We start from the raw sequence: 15,759 nt of genomic DNA, 5'->3' as shown, positions 1-15,759 counted from the left end.
TTAAGCGGCCATTTTTATTGCTAAAATCTTAGACTTAAACCAAACAGGCTAACCTTAGATAACATAGTAAAGCCAACGGCTTTACGTCATTCACTGGCAGGAGGCTCAATGCATTGTCCATTTTGCAGCGCGACAGATACTAAAGTCATCGATTCTCGATTAGTGGCGGAAGGCCATCAAGTGCGCCGTCGCAGAGAATGCACCGAATGCCATGAAAGATTTACTACCTTCGAAGGCGCCGAATTAGTCATGCCTAGGGTGATTAAACGTGATGGTTCACGCCAACCCTTCGATGAAGAAAAACTCCAAGGTGGCATGTTGCGCGCCGTTGAAAAACGCCCCGTGTCTATGGATGAAATCGAGCAAGCGCTCAGCAAAATCAAATCTACCCTGCGCGCCACTGGCGAGCGGGAAGTGCCCTCAGAAATGGTCGGTAACTTGATGATGGAGCAATTGATGAGCCTAGATAAAGTCGCCTACATACGTTTTGCTTCTGTGTACCGCGCCTTTGAAGACGTGTCTGAATTTGGTGAAGCCATCGCTAAACTGCAAAAGTAGTTATTCGATTTTTGTGGCCTGTCGTTCAGTCTTCTGGTTGCGCTAGCTTTAATAGAGGCTTTGATTAATAGCTTCTGCAAGACAGGTTTTAAACACAGATTTACAAGACTGGTGAAAGCCGAAACCTTTAACAACAGGGTTGAACATGAGCTTGAACATAAGTTGGTCCGTACTCGATACCCAAATGATGAGCCGCGCTATTCAATTGGCGCGCAAAGGCTTTTACACCACGAGACCCAATCCCAGTGTGGGCTGCGTTATCGTTAAAGATAATCAGATTGTCGGCGAAGGTTATCATCAAAAAGCGGGTGAGCCCCACGCCGAAGTGCATGCGCTACGCATGGCTGGCGAACACGCCCGCGGCGCAACAGCCTATGTCACCTTAGAGCCATGCAGTCATTATGGCCGCACGCCGCCCTGCGCCTTGGCACTGATCAATATTGGCGTTAAGCGTGTGGTGGTGGCGGTTGAAGATCCTAATCCGCAAGTGGCTGGTCGCGGTATTCAAATGCTGCGCGACGCCGGTATTGAAGTGGATGTGGGGTTACACCGCGATGAAGCTTATGCCTTGAATTTAGGCTTTATGAAGCGCATGGAATCGGGTTTACCCAGAGTTACAGTCAAATTAGCTGCGAGTCTTGATGGTAAAACCGCGCTGTCTAACGGTGTGTCTAAATGGATTACCGGGCCTGAATCTCGCCGCGACGTGCAGCGCTTACGCTTACGTTCCTGCGCGTTGGTGACTGGAATTGAAACCATACTGGCTGACGATCCCTCGCTCAATGTGCGATATCAAGAACTTGGCGACATAAAAGACTGCGTAACCGAGGCGCAATTACTGCAGCCATTAAGAGTCATACTCGATAGTCGCGCCCGTTTGCCGTTATCGGCTGCCTGTTTGGCTATCGTATCGCCGATACTCTTGGTCTCGACCGTGGCTTATCCCGCAGAGTTTCAAGCACAATTGCCCTCCCATGTGAGTTGCCTCGTGTTACCTGCAATTGCAGGTCGCGTATCCTTAGCTGAACTATTAAGCTATTTAGGCCAAAGTTGTAATCACGTGCTGGTGGAAGCGGGTGCAACCTTAGCGGGCGCTTTTTTAGCAGGGGGGCTGGCCGATGAGTTAGTGCTATACCAAGCGATGAAAATCCTCGGTGGGCAAGGGCGCAATCTGCTGCAGCTACCCGATTATAAAACCATGGCGCAAATTCCTGCATTAACTTTGGTGGATGAGCGCAAATTAGGGCCAGATACCCGTTTAATCTTGAGCGTTAAGCTTGATACCTCTTTAATTAATTAAGTGAGTTAACCATGTTTACTGGGATTATTGAAGCCGTTGGCACCCTGCGCAAACTGGAGCGTAAAGGCGATGATATTCGTCTTACCGTGGCGAGCGGCAAACTGGATTTAAACGATGTGCGTTTAGGCGACAGTATTGCCACCAACGGTGTGTGCTTAACGGTTGTGCAGCAATTAGCCGACGGTTATGTGGCTGATGTCTCTGCCGAAACAGTGAGTCTAACCGGTTTTGCTCACTACAAAGTGGGCACTAAGGTTAATCTTGAAAAAGCCGTCACCCCAACGACACGCTTAGGCGGACACATGGTCAGCGGCCATGTAGACGGTATTGCTATGGTTGAGCAACGCCTAGTGCGTGGTCAAGCTATCGAGTTTTGGTTAGCCGCACCTGCAGAGCTTGGGCGTTACATTGCCCATAAAGGTTCCATCACCATTGATGGCGTGAGTTTGACGGTTAACGAAGTGGACGGCAGTCGATTCCGACTAACTATAGTGCCGCATACCGCAGGGGAAACCACGTTAATCGATCTGCAAGCGGGCGATAAGGTGAATATCGAAGTGGATTTAATCGCCCGTTATCTTGAACGCTTGATGAATTATGATGGCAAAGACAGCAAGAGCGGTGGTGTTACCATGGAAATGTTAGCCCGTGCCGGCTTTGTGCGTTAGTGCACTGGTAATCGTACTGCTAAGGTATAGAATTTCATAACAACAGCAAAATCATAAGGTCCTACAATGGCGCTGCACAGTATAGAAGAGATCATCGAAGATATTCGTCAAGGCAAAATGGTTATTTTGATGGATGACGAAGACAGAGAAAACGAAGGTGATTTGATCATGGCGGCCGAAATGGTAACGCCAGAAGCGATTAACTTTATGGCGAAATATGGCCGTGGACTCATTTGCCAGACCATGACCAAAGCCCGTTGTCAGCAGTTAAATCTGCCCTTAATGGTGACGAATAACAACGCCCAGTTCTCGACTAACTTTACGGTTTCTATTGAAGCAGCCGAAGGCGTGACTACCGGTATTTCGGCCCACGACCGCGCGGTAACGGTAAAAGCGGCCGTGGCTAAAGAGGCTAAAGCGTCTGATTTAGTGCAACCTGGGCATATCTTCCCGTTAATGGCACAGGACGGCGGCGTATTAACCCGCGCAGGCCACACTGAAGCTGGTTGTGATTTAGCCCGTCTTGCGGGACTTGAGCCATCGGGCGTTATCGTTGAGATTTTGAACGAAGACGGCACTATGGCACGCCGCCCAGATTTAGAGATTTTCTCCGAGTTGCACGGTATCAAAATCGGCACTATCGCGGCATTGATCGAGTATCGCAACACTAAAGAAACCACGGTTGTGCGTGAAGCTAAATGCAAACTACCGACCCGTTTCGGCGAGTTCGATATGGTGACTTTCAGAGACACTATCGACAATCAACTGCATTTTGCCTTAGTCAAAGGTGAGGTGAAGAGTGATTGTTTGGTGCGCGTGCATCTGCAAAACACCTTCAACGATTTACTCCATTCAGAGCGCGATCAGCAACGCAGCTGGCCACTCGAAAAGGCGATGGAGCGTATTTCAGCAGAAGGTGGCGTATTGGTTTTACTAGGGAATCAAGAACATCCCTGTGAAATCCTCTCTAAGGTGAAAGCCTTTGAAGCCGAAGATCAAGGCCAAGCGCCTGCTTCTGCAAAATGGCAGGGAACGTCGCGCCGTGTGGGTGTGGGTTCGCAAATCCTCGCTAGCCTTGGCGTGACTAAGATGCGCCTGCTCAGCTCGCCTAAACGTTACCATTCACTTTCGGGCTTTGGCCTTGAAGTGACTGAGTATGTGGCGGACTAAAACCCAAAGTTACACTGAAGTAAAATTAACAATTTCTGATAATTTGCATAGGGCTCTGGGCAATTGGCTGTGATATCATGTCGCCACTTTTCGCCCCGAGCTGGGTGCTTTAGCTAAATTAGGTAAGATAATGAACGTAGTTCAAGGTAATATCGAAGCGAAAAATGCCAAAGTTGCGATTGTAATTTCGCGTTTCAACAGCTTTTTAGTTGAGAGCTTGCTTGAAGGTGCACTTGACACGCTGAAACGTTTTGGCCAAGTCAGCGACGACAATATCACAGTTGTCCGTGTACCAGGTGCGGTTGAGTTGCCGCTAGCTGCGCGTCGCGTAGCTGCCAGTGGTAAATTCGACGGTATTATCGCATTAGGTGCGGTGATCCGTGGTGGTACTCCTCATTTTGATTTTGTTGCAGGCGAATGTAATAAAGGTCTAGCTCAAGTTGCTTTAGAATTTGATCTGCCTGTTGCTTTCGGTGTTTTGACCACAGATACCATTGAACAAGCTATTGAACGTTCAGGTACCAAAGCGGGTAACAAAGGCGGCGAAGCTGCTTTAAGTCTGCTTGAAATGGTCAATGTTCTGCAAGAACTTGAACAACAGTTGTTATAGTAGGAAAAATAATGAAGCCTTCTGAGCGCCGCAAGGCCCGCCGTTTAGCCGTTCAAGCCATTTATTCATGGCAACTAAGCGGGAATAATATTGCCGATGTCGAGCATGAGTTTTTAACTGAACAAAGTCTCGACGGTGTTGATGTAGCTTATTTTCGTGAGCTATTTTCAGGCGTTGCAACGAAGAAAACCCAATTGGATGAGCTGATCATCCCGCATCTGGAACGCCCGATTGATGAAGTGTCTCCAGTAGAGAAAGCCATAGTTCGTTTAGCGACCTATGAGCTGACTTTCCGTAAAGATGTGCCATATAAGGTCGCGATTAACGAAGCGATTGAGTTGGCAAAAGCTTTCGGTGCGGACGAGAGTCATAAGTTTGTGAATGGACTGCTCGACAAACTGGTTGCACGCAAGTAATAAAGACAAACGGTATCTTAGGATACCGTTTTTCATTGCTAACAAAGGTGGCCGATGTAAGTCGTGCCAAACTGTACAGTGAAAGAATTCCAATTAATTGAATGTTATTTTAGCAACCGCGGCCCCACTCGCCGTGATGTGAAGCTTGGCATCGGTGACGATTGCGCTTTAGTGCAACCCGCAGAAAACAAGTCGATTGCTATCTCCTGTGACACCTTAGTCGAAAATGTCCACTTCTTCCCCGATATGCCTCCTGCTGCCTTAGGTTACAAAGCCTTAGCGGTAAATTTATCTGATCTGGCTGCCATGGGTGCTGAACCTGCGTGGATGACGCTTGCCTTGACGTTACCCGCAGTCGATGAAACTTGGCTCAGTGGTTTTAGCGAAGGTTTATTTGAAGCGGCCGATTACTATGGCATTGCCTTAATTGGCGGCGATACGACTCGTGGCCCACGGGCGATAAATATCACAGTGCACGGCCAAGTCCCGCAGGGTAAGGCACTCACGCGTCATGGTGCTAAAGCTGGTGATTGGATTTATGTCACGGGCACGCTCGGAGATTCGGCCTTAGGTCTGGATATCATTCGCGGTGCGCAACAGGCCAGAGCTGAGCATAAAGAATTCCTGATCAATCGCCATTATCGTCCAACACCAAGAGTCTTAGCGGGCCAAGCTTTGCGTTCGCTAGCCTCCAGTGCTATCGACCTTTCCGACGGGTTTATCTCGGATATAGGTCATGTACTTAAGGCTTCGGCAGTTGGTGCGGTTGTCGATGTTAATTGCATCCCGCTTTCGCGCGCGATGCAAGATACCGTCAGTGAGGATCATGCCTTAGGTTATGCGCTAACGGGCGGCGAAGATTACGAATTGTTGTTCACCGTTCCTGAGGCGCAAAAAGGCGCGCTTGAGACAGCATTAAGCCATGCAGGAGCAAAGTTTGTTCGTGTTGGGCAAATTTGTGCGGGCAGTAAGCTCAAGTTACGACTCAATGGTGAGCCATTTACGCCGCCATATCACGGTTTCGAGCACTTTTAAGCGAAGAGCATGTTAATGAAATGGTTGTCAAAGGATCAGGCGTTAACGCGCCTGTCATTAAAAAATCCTGTCCACTTTTTGGCACTCGGTTTCGGTAGCGGACTCGCCGCTAAAGCGCCCGGTACTTTCGGTACCATAGCTGCTATTCCCCTCTATTTACTGATGGCGCCATTACCGCTTGCTTGGTATATCGGCTTAACTTTAGTGAGTGTATTTGCAGGATTTTATATCTGTGGTAAAGCGGCACATGACATGGGCGTACACGACCATGGCGCGATTGTGTGGGATGAAGTGGCTGGACTGTTGATCACTATGATAGCGGCACCAGCGGGCTGGATTTGGCTGTTAGTGGGCTTTGGTTTATTTCGCTTTTTTGACATCATCAAACCTTGGCCAATCCGTTGGCTCGATGCCAAAGTCGAAGGTGGTTTTGGCATTATGATTGATGATGTCTTAGCGGGCGTATTTGCCTTTATCTGTCTGCAAGGGCTAGTCTGGTGTGTTAGCTAACATGATAGCTAAATTGGCATGATAGTTAACATGGCCAACAACTAACCCTTAGCTTTTGATTTCGCATTTTTCTGATTGAAGGGATTAGCTGAACATCCCTTATCCCTTTTCTGCTTGATTCTACTATTGCAGCAGTTCCCTTGCGTTTGCTAGGGTATTGCTAGTGATAGTATCGCCACCTAACAGTCTTGCAAGTTCTTGAATACGCTGCTCACGATCGAGCGACTTCATTGTAGTTTCTGTACTGCCCGCCTTATTAAACTTATCGACGAACATGTGTTGATGACCATTGCCCGCAACTTGCGGCAAGTGAGTCACGCACAGTACTTGGGTCGATTCCCCTAAGCTGCGTAACATGCGACCCACCACTGCGGCGGTGGGACCCGAAATCCCGACATCCACCTCATCGAAAATCAATGTCGGCGTGGCAACTTTCTTCGCGGTAATGACTTGGATCCCTAAGCCTATCCGTGAAAGCTCACCGCCAGACGCGACTTTCGAAATCGGTTGTAAGGGTTGGCCAGGGTTAGTGGTGACCATAAATTCGATGTTGTCACTGCCGTTGGCTGACATTTGCTCTGGGTGGAAATTGACTTCGATAGTAAATTTACCCTTAGGCATATTCAGTTCGTGGATTGACTGAGTCACGAGTTTGTCGAGTTCTTTGGCATATCTAGCGCGGCTTTGGCTGAGTTTTTGTGCGTTGCTAAGGTAAGCGGCTCTACTGGCATCGACCTGTAGTTGAATTTCTTCGAGCTTGCTTTCGTCACTGTCTAAGGTGCTCAGTTCTGCCTTTAATGCCAAATGATGTTCGGCTAGTTTATTTGGGCTGACATGGTGCTTACGCGCCAGTTGCATGGCTTTTGATAGCCGTTCTTCTAAATAGGCAAAGTGGGTTGGATCGAGTTCAAGCTTACTCAAATAGTGCTGTAATTCGCCTGCGCTTTCTTGCACTTGGATTAAGGCATCATTGAGCATAGTGTTGATATTGCTTAATGCAGGATCGTAGCTTTGCAGATCTTCGGCGAGGGAAACGACTCGGTTAAGTAGCGACTCTATATTGTTCTCTTCGCCTTCAGTGAGTATATCTAGACTCGCCTGACAGGTATCAATCAACTCAGTGCCATTGGCAAGACGTTTGTGCTCTTGCTCAATTTCATCGAACTCATCGACTTTAAGATCAAACTCATCGAGTTCTTCTACTTGATATTGCACTAATTGCTTACGGGCAATACGTTCATGCTGGGAGGCTTCGAGTTGTTTTAGATCGGCCTCAATTTGCTTGCAGCGTTGAAAGCTGGCGGCAACCGTATCGATAAGTAATCTGTGGTTGGCATAACTGTCGAGCAAGGTGAGTTGATGTTCACTTTTTAACATTGCATGGTGCGCATGTTGACCGTGAATACCGATAAGCAACTGACCCAGTAATTTGAGCTGCGTCAGTGGCACTGGATTACCATTGATGTAGGCGCGCGAGCGGCCATCGCTACCAATAGTTCGACGTAGGATGCACTCATCATCGAGTTCAAGATCGTTATCTTCTAACCAACGTTTTGCCAGTGGAATATCATCCAAGGAAAAGCGGGCGCTGACCTCGGTTTTATTGGCTCCTGGGCGAACACTGCTGGCATCGGCGCGATTGCCTAGGCACAGGCCTAACGCATCGATGGCGATCGATTTACCCGCACCAGTTTCACCTGTGATGCTGGTCATGCCGGGGCGAAAATCCAGTTCTAAAAAACGGACGATAGCGAAGTTATTAATGCTGAGTTGGCAAAGCATAGTGAATTCCTGTCGAAAAACATACCAAACCACTGTATTGATAAACAGTATATACTGATTTTATATACAGTAAAGTGGCTTGGGTAAATAATCGGCATTATTGGCAGTAAATATTTTTAATTAACTGATTATGCGTAGGTTCTTACTAAGCTTTCTAAGATAGGCAAACTAAAAAAAGTGACTAAGGTGCCAAATAGAATGCCCTGAGCACTGGTTGAAGCTTGAGTGTTATAGCGCTGGGCGAGCAAGTACACGCTAGCGGCTGTGGGCAGTGCGCTCAAGATCACGCCCATGATCAGGTAGTCACCGCTCACACCAAAATGGTGAAGCATAAAGTAGACGAGTGCCGGTTGGACAACTAGCTTGAAGAGGTTGATAAGGCTCAGTTCGATAAAATTCTTGGGGCTAAATACGCTGCTATCTTTCTGGTAGCGCATCGCTTTGGCGAGCACCATGCCGATGGCAAACAGCGCGCACGGGCTTGAGGTATTGCCAATTTGTTGGATCATGAGCGCCAGCCCTGAGGGCAGTTTTATCTCTAGCGCCGAAATGCCGACGCCAATCAAACTACCAATAACGATAGGGTTTTTACCGACCGCCATCGCCATTATGACTAAGGCATGGTGTTGTCTTTGGGTGTTAGTGGCCAGTTCCATCGAGACTAAGGCGACGGCAAACATCAGCACGGATAATAAGCTGGCAATCGCGGCGGCAACTAACGCACTTTGCTGCTGCGGGAATAAGATGATAAGCAGTGGAATACCAATAAATGCGGTATTACCAAAGGTGGCATTGAGGGCTCGAATGGCGGCAACCGCATGCTGTTTAGGGTTAGCAAGCAGCGAGAGCCCAAGGCAGACAAGATAAGTAATCACCATAGCCGTGCTGTAGCCCGCAATAAATCCCCATTGCAAAATTTCATCAATCGGCTGCTGGGCGAGGGCGATAAGCATGATCGCAGGGAAAGCAATATAGTACACATACTGGTTTAGCACTTGATCCGTATCGACGGGCAAGAGTTTTAATTTTTGCACTAGTGTGCCGAGCAACATGATCCCGAAGACGGCAAACAGAGGGGTTAAAATGGTCATTTCCCTCACTCATCCTTACGATTAAATTTGAATAAACTCAGCCACCACCGTCATTTCTACTATCGCTATGATTTTAGGTGGGCGCTTGCCATTTTTATGTCACGTTAGAACCAGAACTAGCGCCAGCGCAGTAAAACTCGCCACAAAATAACATATCATTTCAGTCTAAGGCTATTGCGCTATGGTCGTATAAGTGGATTAATTGATGTTTAAAACACAATGACTTAGCGTACGCTGTGATTGTTGATGACTTTATATAGTGCCTAAAGTGGGCAGCTAGAACAGAATTAGGACATGCAATGAGTGATGATTTAGGCGCTGAACTACAACTTGTCTACCTTTTTGTGCATTTAGTCAATGCGGGCAGTTTTTCACAGGCGGCGAAGGAGCTTGATATGCCCATTGCCACAGTGAGCCGCAAGCTAGCGAAGTTGGAAGAGAAGCTCGATAAACAGCTCTTTATGCGCAGCACCCGCAAGTTGCGACTGACGGAGGAAGGGTTGGCACTCTTTCAACGCTACCAGAGTGTGGTTGCCCAATTTGATGAACTGAGTGGTGCGGGCAGCGATAAACCCGAGGGCACCTTGCGCATCGCCGCGCCGATTTCGATTATTTCCATTGTGTTTATTCAAGCATTGAATGAATTTGGGCGCCTGTATCCCGATATCCGTTTACACATTTCCCAGAGCAATGAGTTAGTCGATTTGATTGATAAAGGCATAGATGTGGCGATTGTCGGCGGGGCTCAGCCTGATTCTTCTTGGGTGTCGAGTACCTTAGGTGAACTGGATTATTGCCTGTTTGCCACGCCAGAATACTTGGCTCAGGCACCTAAACTTGAGCATCCCGATGATCTCGAAGCCCATCAACTGATAAAAGTCTGGCCGCTGTTTAATTGGCATTTAAAGCATCCGAGCGGTGAGTCTTTTTATTTTAATGGCCCAACTAAGCTGACCCTCACGGATTTGCACGGTGCGATTCAGGCGACCTTAGGCCATGGCGGGATCTTGTATGGTCCCGAGCTATTTGTAAAACAGCAGATTAAAGAAGGGAAACTTAACGTATTATTGCCAGAATGGATTGGCGAGCAGAGGCGGATTTCGATTTTATATCATCAGCGCAGCCAGCAGCCGCTAAAGGTAAGAGTCTTTATTGAGTTTATGCAGTCAAAGGCGCCAGAGTTATTCTCTATGCGTTGATTTAACGAGGGGAACGGATGCTTAACGTCTTTTAGGTTTTACCGTGTTTTTGCTCATGGTATTTTGCGTTTGTTTCGCGTCCTGCAGGCTGGAGCGTGTCGCGGGTAATATGCCGAGTTCCAAGAAGTATCCCACTAAACGCCGTAGTTCGAATAAAGAACCGATACGCTGTTGATCTTTGATGGTCAGTTTCCAACTGTCGGTTCGTCCTTCGCTATTGGTTAAGACAAATCCTTGATAAACAATCTTTTTCATTGGAATAACTCAATATTGGCTGATGGAACTTGCTAGCTTTGGTCTTACTCGTTTTGGGCTTGCTTGAAAGTGATTGCAGTCGAGCTTAGAGGCTTATTGTTTAGAAACATTATTTAGAAACATTATTTAGAAACATTATTTAGAAACATTATTTAGAAACATTGTTTAGACATATTGTTTAGAAATAAGGGTGCTTGAGTTACCCCAAGCACCCCATCAATTAAGCGACGCTGATGCCGATATTAGATACGCCCGCTTCGATAATGTCTTTGCGTAAACCTTTGACCAGTTCCGCAGTGATCTTTGGATTTTCTTCGATAATTTCCAGCAGAGAATTTTGTAATTCTTTCTCTTCTTCCATAACTTCATGGGCAAAAACAAAATCATCTAATGCTTCATCGACTAAATCGACATCACTGATGGCTTCGATATAGTTAGCCACTGTGCTCGATGACAGTTTGCTGATATTGACGATATCTTCTTCAATCTTGCCTTGTATCGCCCCCAATAAGGTTGATATGGCGACCACAGCGTCCATGGCTGGATAGACGCCATAGGCTTCAAAATCAGCGGGTTCTGGGGTGTTATCTTCAAGACGTTGCAGATGCACATCGATATTGAATTTAAGCTTAGGATCGTACAGGGATTGCCACAGTAGCTCTAATGCAGTGCTTAACACTGCAGGGTCACCAAACTCACAGACTTCGGAAAATAGTTGATAGTTGGGCAACATGCGTTGGCAAAGTGCAGTGGCGAAGAGTTGTTTTTGTGGCAATGTTAACGCCTTAAGACGTTTAAAGAAGCCCGTTTTTTTGGTCATCTGTTATTTCCGCTGATAGCTGTGATATCACTTGATTTGCCGCAGATTCTACCTTAGTTAACTCATCAAGTAACTCTAGTATTTCGGGTTCGAGATCTTCGACCGCTGTTTCACGTTTTAGCGCCGATTCTATTTCTTGGCATAATCTTTGGGTTGTTGGCACGCCGCAGTAGCAGCTCGCACCATGAAGTTTATGGATAGTACTGAGCATGACGGGGTGATCGTTTTGACTCAACGCCGTCTGAATTGTCGTCACAGTTTGCGGTAAAGAGTCGAGCAACATTCTCAGCATATCTAAGGCAAGATCAGCCTTGTGATTGGCTTGGGTTAAGCATAAATCCCAGTTCAGCGTATGCAGGTCAAAATGGGTGAATTTGGGGCGAGTGATCCAGCGATGGATAACGTCTTTGAGCGCCGCTTCATCAATAGGTTTCGGTAAATATCCATCCATGCCACTGCCTAAAATCAGCTCGCGTTCTTCGGCAATCGCATGGGCCGTCACGGCAATAATCGGCGTGTTACGGTTCATCGAGCCTTGGCGAATTTGCTTAGTGGCGCTGATACCATCTGTGCCTGGCATCTGAATATCCATAAAAATCAAATCGAAGGTGCGAGTCTTCGCCTGTTTAACTGCTTCATCGCCACTGTTGACCGCAACTACCGTTGTCACTAACTCGCTGAGCAAGGTATCGATTAGCTTTAAGTTAGCAAAGTTATCATCCACCGCCAGTACGGTTAAGGATTGGCGTGCCGCCGGCGTGGCTATGGTCACTGGGGCTATGATGTCGTATTCCATCGGTGGATAGAGTAAGTTGCGGGCAAGTTGATGCTCACTGACGGGCAGAGACAACACCACATCGGCATTCGGGCGGATAAATTGGGTTAAGGCGTCTTGTTCTTGGCAATCGTATAGCACCACAAGGCAATCGGTTTTGGTCTTTGCCAAGTTAAGTGTGCTTACCAGTTGTCCTGCATCGCTAAACCCATGGCAACTCAACAGAACATAGTCGTATGGCGCTTCGGCCGTGTTGAGTGTGGTCAGCAAGCTTGGGATGTGCTGATGGTGAGTCACTTTGGTATCCCATTGATTCAATTGGCGACTCAAGACTGCATGAGTCAGCACTCGGGGCTCATAAAACAGTATGGTTTTGTCTTTGAGTTTTTCGAGCGGCAGTGAGTCACCGATTTGGAACTGACCTAAGCCGAGCGGCAAACTAAACCAGAAGTTTGAGCCTTTTTCTGGGGATGAGGTAAAACCGATTTGGCCGCCCATTTGATTCACTAAACGCTTAGTGATCACTAAACCTAAGCCTGTACCGCCAAAGCGGCGGGAAATCGACGAATCGGCTTGGCCAAAGGCTTGGAATAAAAAGTCCTGCTGGCTTTCATCGATACCGATACCGGTGTCTACCACATCACAACGCAGTACCACTTGTTCATCCGACTGGCTTTGCAGTTCGATTTTGACCATCACGCTGCCAGAGTCGGTGAATTTAATCGCGTTACCGACCAAGTTATTGATGATTTGGCACACACGCATGGCATCGCCATTCACATTGTCGGGCACGTTAGGAGCGATATCGACGACGAGTTCTAGGCCCTTCGCCTGAGCGCTGCCCGAGATTAGCGTGATGGTATCGCCTATGGTTTCCCTTAGACCGAAGGGCATGTTTTCCAACACCATTTTACCGGCTTCGAGTTTAGAAAAATCGAGAATATCGTTGATGATGCCCAGCAGGTTAGTGGCGCTGCGTTCAATGGTTTTGATGTAATCGACTTGGCTCGAATGCAAAGGGGTTTTCACCAATTGCCGCGCAAAACCGATAACGCCATTGAGCGGCGTACGTAACTCGTGGGACATGTTGGCTAAGAATTCTGATTTAATTCGGCTGGCTTCTAGGGCGCGTTTTTTCGCTAAATCTAACTCTACGTTTTGGATTTCAATCTGCTCTAAGGTTTCCCGCAGATCCGAAGTCGCTTGGTCGATATTTTGCTGCATCTCATCATGGTATTCCGACAACGACCCCGCCATGGCATTGATGCCGCGTTTGAGTAAGTCGAGCTCACCAATCAAGTTGCCATCTAAGCGGGCGTCCAACTTACCTTCACGGATTTTAGCGACGACGCGCACCATTTCAGTTATGGGCTGAGTGACGTTTTTCACCAGCCGGAAAGTGAACAGCAAGTTCAACTGCGCCCCGATCAACACGATTATAAAGGCGGCGACGGCGGCTCTATGTTGCTCGAGCAAGGCGCGTTCTTTATTGATGATGATGGAGATATAACCTAACAGCTGACCATCGTCGGTTTGGATATCGTAATTTGCGGGAGCGGCGCTGGGCCCGGTGGAGAAAATCGGTGTCCGTAAAATCAGGCTGTCGCCCACATGCTCTATTTCGGTTTTATGCAGTGTGTTAAGCGCTTCTTTGTAGCGCATAATTTCAAAGTCTTTGTGGTAGTGCGAGGTCACAAAGAGCTGATTGTTGGCATCGAAAATCGCGATGGATTTCACGAGGGTGGACTTGTTGAGCTGCGCCGCGGCGAGTAAGCGTTTGGTCGCCTCGCGATCATTAGCCACTAAACCGATTTCACTGGCAATCGACAGCGGCTCGATAATATTGCTGCCCTGTTCGACGAGCGTATCTTCGAGCTCATAAAAACGGTTTATGGTAAAGTAGCTGCCCAGAAGGATACCGACCAAGATTGTTGGCGCGAGCGCCAGTACAAGAACCCAAGAACGTAGGCTGTATTTGGTCATGTTGTTGACTGGGTTCATAGCAGCGGCGGTGTTTCCTGTGACAGAGACTAAGATAATTTTATAAGACTGCCAGAAAGAGGGCGGTCTTTGCCAGTATTTTATTGATTTAGAGGCCGAAATGGCGCAATTTTTTAAAGCAAAACCAAATAGTTCCAAACAGTTGTCGGCTAAGTTATCGCTGAGCGTCAATCAGCTCGATCACTTAGGGGCAGGTATAGCACAACATCAAGGTAAAGTCGTGTTTATCCCCGGCGCACTGCCCGATGAAACCGTGACGGTACAACTCACCGAGCAAAAGAAAAATTATGCCCGCGCTAAGTTAATTAAAGTCGATACACCTAGCTCTGAGCGCGTAGCGCCCGAGTGTCCACACTATCACACCTGCGGCGGCTGCGACTTACAGCATATGTCATTATCGGGCCAGCGGGAGCATAAAGAAGCGGCGCTGCTGGATATTATGGCTAAGTTTGCCGGCGCCGAAGGCGGCGCGTTATCGCCCGCACTCACGGGTGAAGGTTGGCATTATCGTCGCCGTGCGCGTCTTGCGACTTTGTTTGATAAAAATACCAAACACTTAAGCTTAGGTTTTCGTGCTGCTAGTAGCAGCAACGTGGTGCCTATCAGTCAGTGTCAGGTGTTAGCTAAGCCGTTATCGGACTTGATCGTCCCCTTTGCTAAGTTGCTGAACCAATTGTCGGCTAAAGCCAGCTTAGGCCACCTTGAGTTGATTGCCGCCGATAATGGTCACTTCGCCGTGCTGCGTATCACTAAGGCGCTAAACGATAAAGATCTCGCTAAGCTGTCAGCCTTTGCTGAGCAGCATCAGATCCACATTTGTCTGCAGGATAATGAAGGCCAATTCCAAGGTATTGGCGCTGAGTTAGTGTTACCGGTTTATCAGCTGTTAGATGACAAAGCTGAGTCGGATGCGGTGAGTTTAAGCTTCACCCCAGGTAACTTTGTGCAAGTGAACGGACAGATTAATAAGGCCATGGTCGCTCAAGCGATGGATTGGTTAGCGCCAGCGCCTGATGAGCGCATTTTGGATTTGTTCTGCGGCATGGGGAATTTCAGTTTGCCCTTAGCGAAAATGGGCGCTGATGTGATTGGCGTCGAAGGGGTTGTCGAGATGGTGACTCAGGCACGGGTGAACGCGAAAGCTAACAATCTTGATAAACTGACCTTTTACCATGGCGACTTAAGCGCGGATTTATCCCTTGAGCCTTGGATGGGCAAAATTGATAAATTACTGCTCGATCCCGCCCGAGCGGGTGCTTTTGAAAGCTTGCAATGGCTGAAGAAAATGAAGCCGCGCAAAGTCGTGTATGTTTCGTGTAATCCTGCGAGCTTGGCCCGCGATAGCGCTGTACTGTTAGAGCGCGGTTACCGATTACAGCAATTGGGACTTATCGACATGTTCCCACAAACACACCATATCGAAGCCATGGCACTGTTTGAATTAACCAAGTAATTTGCGCTGGCAAAGTAAGCAAAGCGTTTGAATAACGTAAAAAATGTGATTATTACGTCGGTTGGGTTTGACAAGTTCGCGCCAATGCTGAAGATAGGAGAGCTGAAGTGGTGCCC

The 15,759-nt window shown here is 47.8% G+C and carries 15 protein-coding genes; 10 read left to right on the top strand and 5 right to left on the bottom strand.

What is annotated here, in order from left to right:
* The first annotated feature begins 108 nt into the window (after positions 1 to 108).
* The 8 genes from nrdR (at position 109) to AC5YB3_RS05490 (ending at position 6,267) form a co-directional block, all read left to right on the top strand.
* Positions 109 to 558: a transcriptional regulator NrdR gene (gene nrdR / locus AC5YB3_RS05525; RefSeq protein ID WP_006082643.1), complete on the top strand. Its 450-nt coding sequence runs from the start codon at positions 109 to 111 to the stop codon at positions 556 to 558.
* A gap of 145 nt (positions 559 to 703) precedes the next feature.
* The gene (gene ribD, locus AC5YB3_RS05520; RefSeq protein ID WP_494526713.1) at positions 704 to 1,858 is read left to right on the top strand and encodes a bifunctional diaminohydroxyphosphoribosylaminopyrimidine deaminase/5-amino-6-(5-phosphoribosylamino)uracil reductase RibD; all 1,155 of its coding nucleotides are present in this window, start codon (positions 704 to 706) and stop codon (positions 1,856 to 1,858) included.
* Between the two features lie 11 nt (positions 1,859 to 1,869).
* Entirely contained in the window at positions 1,870 to 2,526 is a 657-nt protein-coding gene (locus tag AC5YB3_RS05515; RefSeq protein WP_107948637.1) for a riboflavin synthase, read from the top strand.
* Positions 2,527 to 2,592: 66 nt separating this feature from the next.
* Positions 2,593 to 3,696 carry a bifunctional 3,4-dihydroxy-2-butanone-4-phosphate synthase/GTP cyclohydrolase II gene (gene ribBA, locus AC5YB3_RS05510; protein ID WP_006082640.1) on the top strand — a complete coding sequence of 368 codons (1,104 nt, stop codon included), beginning with the start codon at positions 2,593 to 2,595 and terminating at the stop codon, positions 3,694 to 3,696.
* A gap of 130 nt (positions 3,697 to 3,826) precedes the next feature.
* Complete coding sequence (ribH, locus tag AC5YB3_RS05505; RefSeq protein ID WP_006082639.1) at positions 3,827 to 4,306, top strand: 6,7-dimethyl-8-ribityllumazine synthase; 480 nt, start codon at positions 3,827 to 3,829, stop codon at positions 4,304 to 4,306.
* A gap of 11 nt (positions 4,307 to 4,317) precedes the next feature.
* Positions 4,318 to 4,722 carry a transcription antitermination factor NusB gene (nusB, locus tag AC5YB3_RS05500; protein ID WP_006082638.1) on the top strand — a complete coding sequence of 135 codons (405 nt, stop codon included), beginning with the start codon at positions 4,318 to 4,320 and terminating at the stop codon, positions 4,720 to 4,722.
* A gap of 78 nt (positions 4,723 to 4,800) precedes the next feature.
* Positions 4,801 to 5,757, top strand: a complete 957-nt coding sequence (gene thiL / locus AC5YB3_RS05495; RefSeq protein WP_494527167.1) for a thiamine-phosphate kinase — start codon at positions 4,801 to 4,803, stop codon at positions 5,755 to 5,757.
* A 15-nt stretch (positions 5,758 to 5,772) separates the two neighbouring features.
* Positions 5,773 to 6,267 carry a phosphatidylglycerophosphatase A family protein gene (locus tag AC5YB3_RS05490; protein WP_006082636.1) on the top strand — a complete coding sequence of 165 codons (495 nt, stop codon included), beginning with the start codon at positions 5,773 to 5,775 and terminating at the stop codon, positions 6,265 to 6,267.
* A gap of 123 nt (positions 6,268 to 6,390) precedes the next feature.
* On the opposite strand, the gene recN is transcribed toward AC5YB3_RS05490, so the two are convergent.
* On the bottom strand, positions 6,391 to 8,049 hold the full coding sequence (gene recN, locus AC5YB3_RS05485; RefSeq protein WP_006086873.1) for a DNA repair protein RecN: 1,659 nt from the start codon (positions 8,047 to 8,049) through the stop codon (positions 6,391 to 6,393).
* Positions 8,050 to 8,177: 128 nt separating this feature from the next.
* Positions 8,178 to 9,140 carry an AEC family transporter gene (locus tag AC5YB3_RS05480; RefSeq protein ID WP_494526712.1) on the bottom strand — a complete coding sequence of 321 codons (963 nt, stop codon included), beginning with the start codon at positions 9,138 to 9,140 and terminating at the stop codon, positions 8,178 to 8,180.
* A gap of 299 nt (positions 9,141 to 9,439) precedes the next feature.
* On the opposite strand from AC5YB3_RS05480, the gene AC5YB3_RS05475 reads away from it, so the two are divergent.
* Complete coding sequence (locus tag AC5YB3_RS05475; RefSeq protein ID WP_011847456.1) at positions 9,440 to 10,339, top strand: LysR family transcriptional regulator; 900 nt, start codon at positions 9,440 to 9,442, stop codon at positions 10,337 to 10,339.
* 21 nt (positions 10,340 to 10,360) lie between these two features.
* Here AC5YB3_RS05475 and AC5YB3_RS05470 read toward each other — a convergent pair whose 3' ends face one another.
* The 3 genes from AC5YB3_RS05470 to barA form a co-directional block, all read right to left on the bottom strand.
* Positions 10,361 to 10,594 carry a DUF3319 domain-containing protein gene (locus AC5YB3_RS05470; protein WP_006082632.1) on the bottom strand — a complete coding sequence of 78 codons (234 nt, stop codon included), beginning with the start codon at positions 10,592 to 10,594 and terminating at the stop codon, positions 10,361 to 10,363.
* A gap of 220 nt (positions 10,595 to 10,814) precedes the next feature.
* Entirely contained in the window at positions 10,815 to 11,414 is a 600-nt protein-coding gene (locus tag AC5YB3_RS05465) for a YjaG family protein (protein ID WP_006082631.1), read from the bottom strand.
* Entirely contained in the window at positions 11,389 to 14,190 is a 2,802-nt protein-coding gene (gene barA / locus AC5YB3_RS05460) for a two-component sensor histidine kinase BarA (RefSeq protein ID WP_494526711.1), read from the bottom strand. Before barA ends, AC5YB3_RS05465 begins: the two co-directional genes overlap by 26 nt.
* A 100-nt stretch (positions 14,191 to 14,290) precedes the next feature.
* Here barA and rlmD point away from each other — a divergent pair, with 100 nt between their 5' ends.
* On the top strand, positions 14,291 to 15,643 hold the full coding sequence (rlmD, locus tag AC5YB3_RS05455; RefSeq protein ID WP_063882544.1) for a 23S rRNA (uracil(1939)-C(5))-methyltransferase RlmD: 1,353 nt from the start codon (positions 14,291 to 14,293) through the stop codon (positions 15,641 to 15,643).
* The last annotated feature ends 116 nt before the right edge of the window (positions 15,644 to 15,759 follow it).

This window comes from Shewanella sp. 1311 (assembly GCF_059338235.1).
Note: the sequence above shows the minus strand (reverse complement) of the source record. Positions and strands in the feature narration are given on the sequence as shown.

Bases quoted from the DNA above. Each gene is read 5' to 3' on its own strand.
- barA (WP_494526711.1), bottom strand. From the start codon at position 14,190: ATGAACCCAGTCAACAACATGACCAAATACAGCCTACGTTCTTGGGTT.
- AC5YB3_RS05515 (WP_107948637.1), top strand. From the start codon at position 1,870: ATGTTTACTGGGATTATTGAAGCCGTTGGCACCCTGCGCAAACTGGAG.
- AC5YB3_RS05465 (WP_006082631.1), bottom strand. From the start codon at position 11,414: ATGACCAAAAAAACGGGCTTCTTTAAACGTCTTAAGGCGTTAACATTG.
- AC5YB3_RS05475 (WP_011847456.1), top strand. From the start codon at position 9,440: ATGAGTGATGATTTAGGCGCTGAACTACAACTTGTCTACCTTTTTGTG.
- ribD (WP_494526713.1), top strand. From the start codon at position 704: ATGAGCTTGAACATAAGTTGGTCCGTACTCGATACCCAAATGATGAGC.
- rlmD (WP_063882544.1), top strand. From the start codon at position 14,291: ATGGCGCAATTTTTTAAAGCAAAACCAAATAGTTCCAAACAGTTGTCG.
- nrdR (WP_006082643.1), top strand. From the start codon at position 109: ATGCATTGTCCATTTTGCAGCGCGACAGATACTAAAGTCATCGATTCT.
- AC5YB3_RS05480 (WP_494526712.1), bottom strand. From the start codon at position 9,140: ATGACCATTTTAACCCCTCTGTTTGCCGTCTTCGGGATCATGTTGCTC.
- AC5YB3_RS05490 (WP_006082636.1), top strand. From the start codon at position 5,773: ATGAAATGGTTGTCAAAGGATCAGGCGTTAACGCGCCTGTCATTAAAA.
- nusB (WP_006082638.1), top strand. From the start codon at position 4,318: ATGAAGCCTTCTGAGCGCCGCAAGGCCCGCCGTTTAGCCGTTCAAGCC.
- ribBA (WP_006082640.1), top strand. From the start codon at position 2,593: ATGGCGCTGCACAGTATAGAAGAGATCATCGAAGATATTCGTCAAGGC.
- recN (WP_006086873.1), bottom strand. From the start codon at position 8,049: ATGCTTTGCCAACTCAGCATTAATAACTTCGCTATCGTCCGTTTTTTA.
- AC5YB3_RS05470 (WP_006082632.1), bottom strand. From the start codon at position 10,594: ATGAAAAAGATTGTTTATCAAGGATTTGTCTTAACCAATAGCGAAGGA.
- ribH (WP_006082639.1), top strand. From the start codon at position 3,827: ATGAACGTAGTTCAAGGTAATATCGAAGCGAAAAATGCCAAAGTTGCG.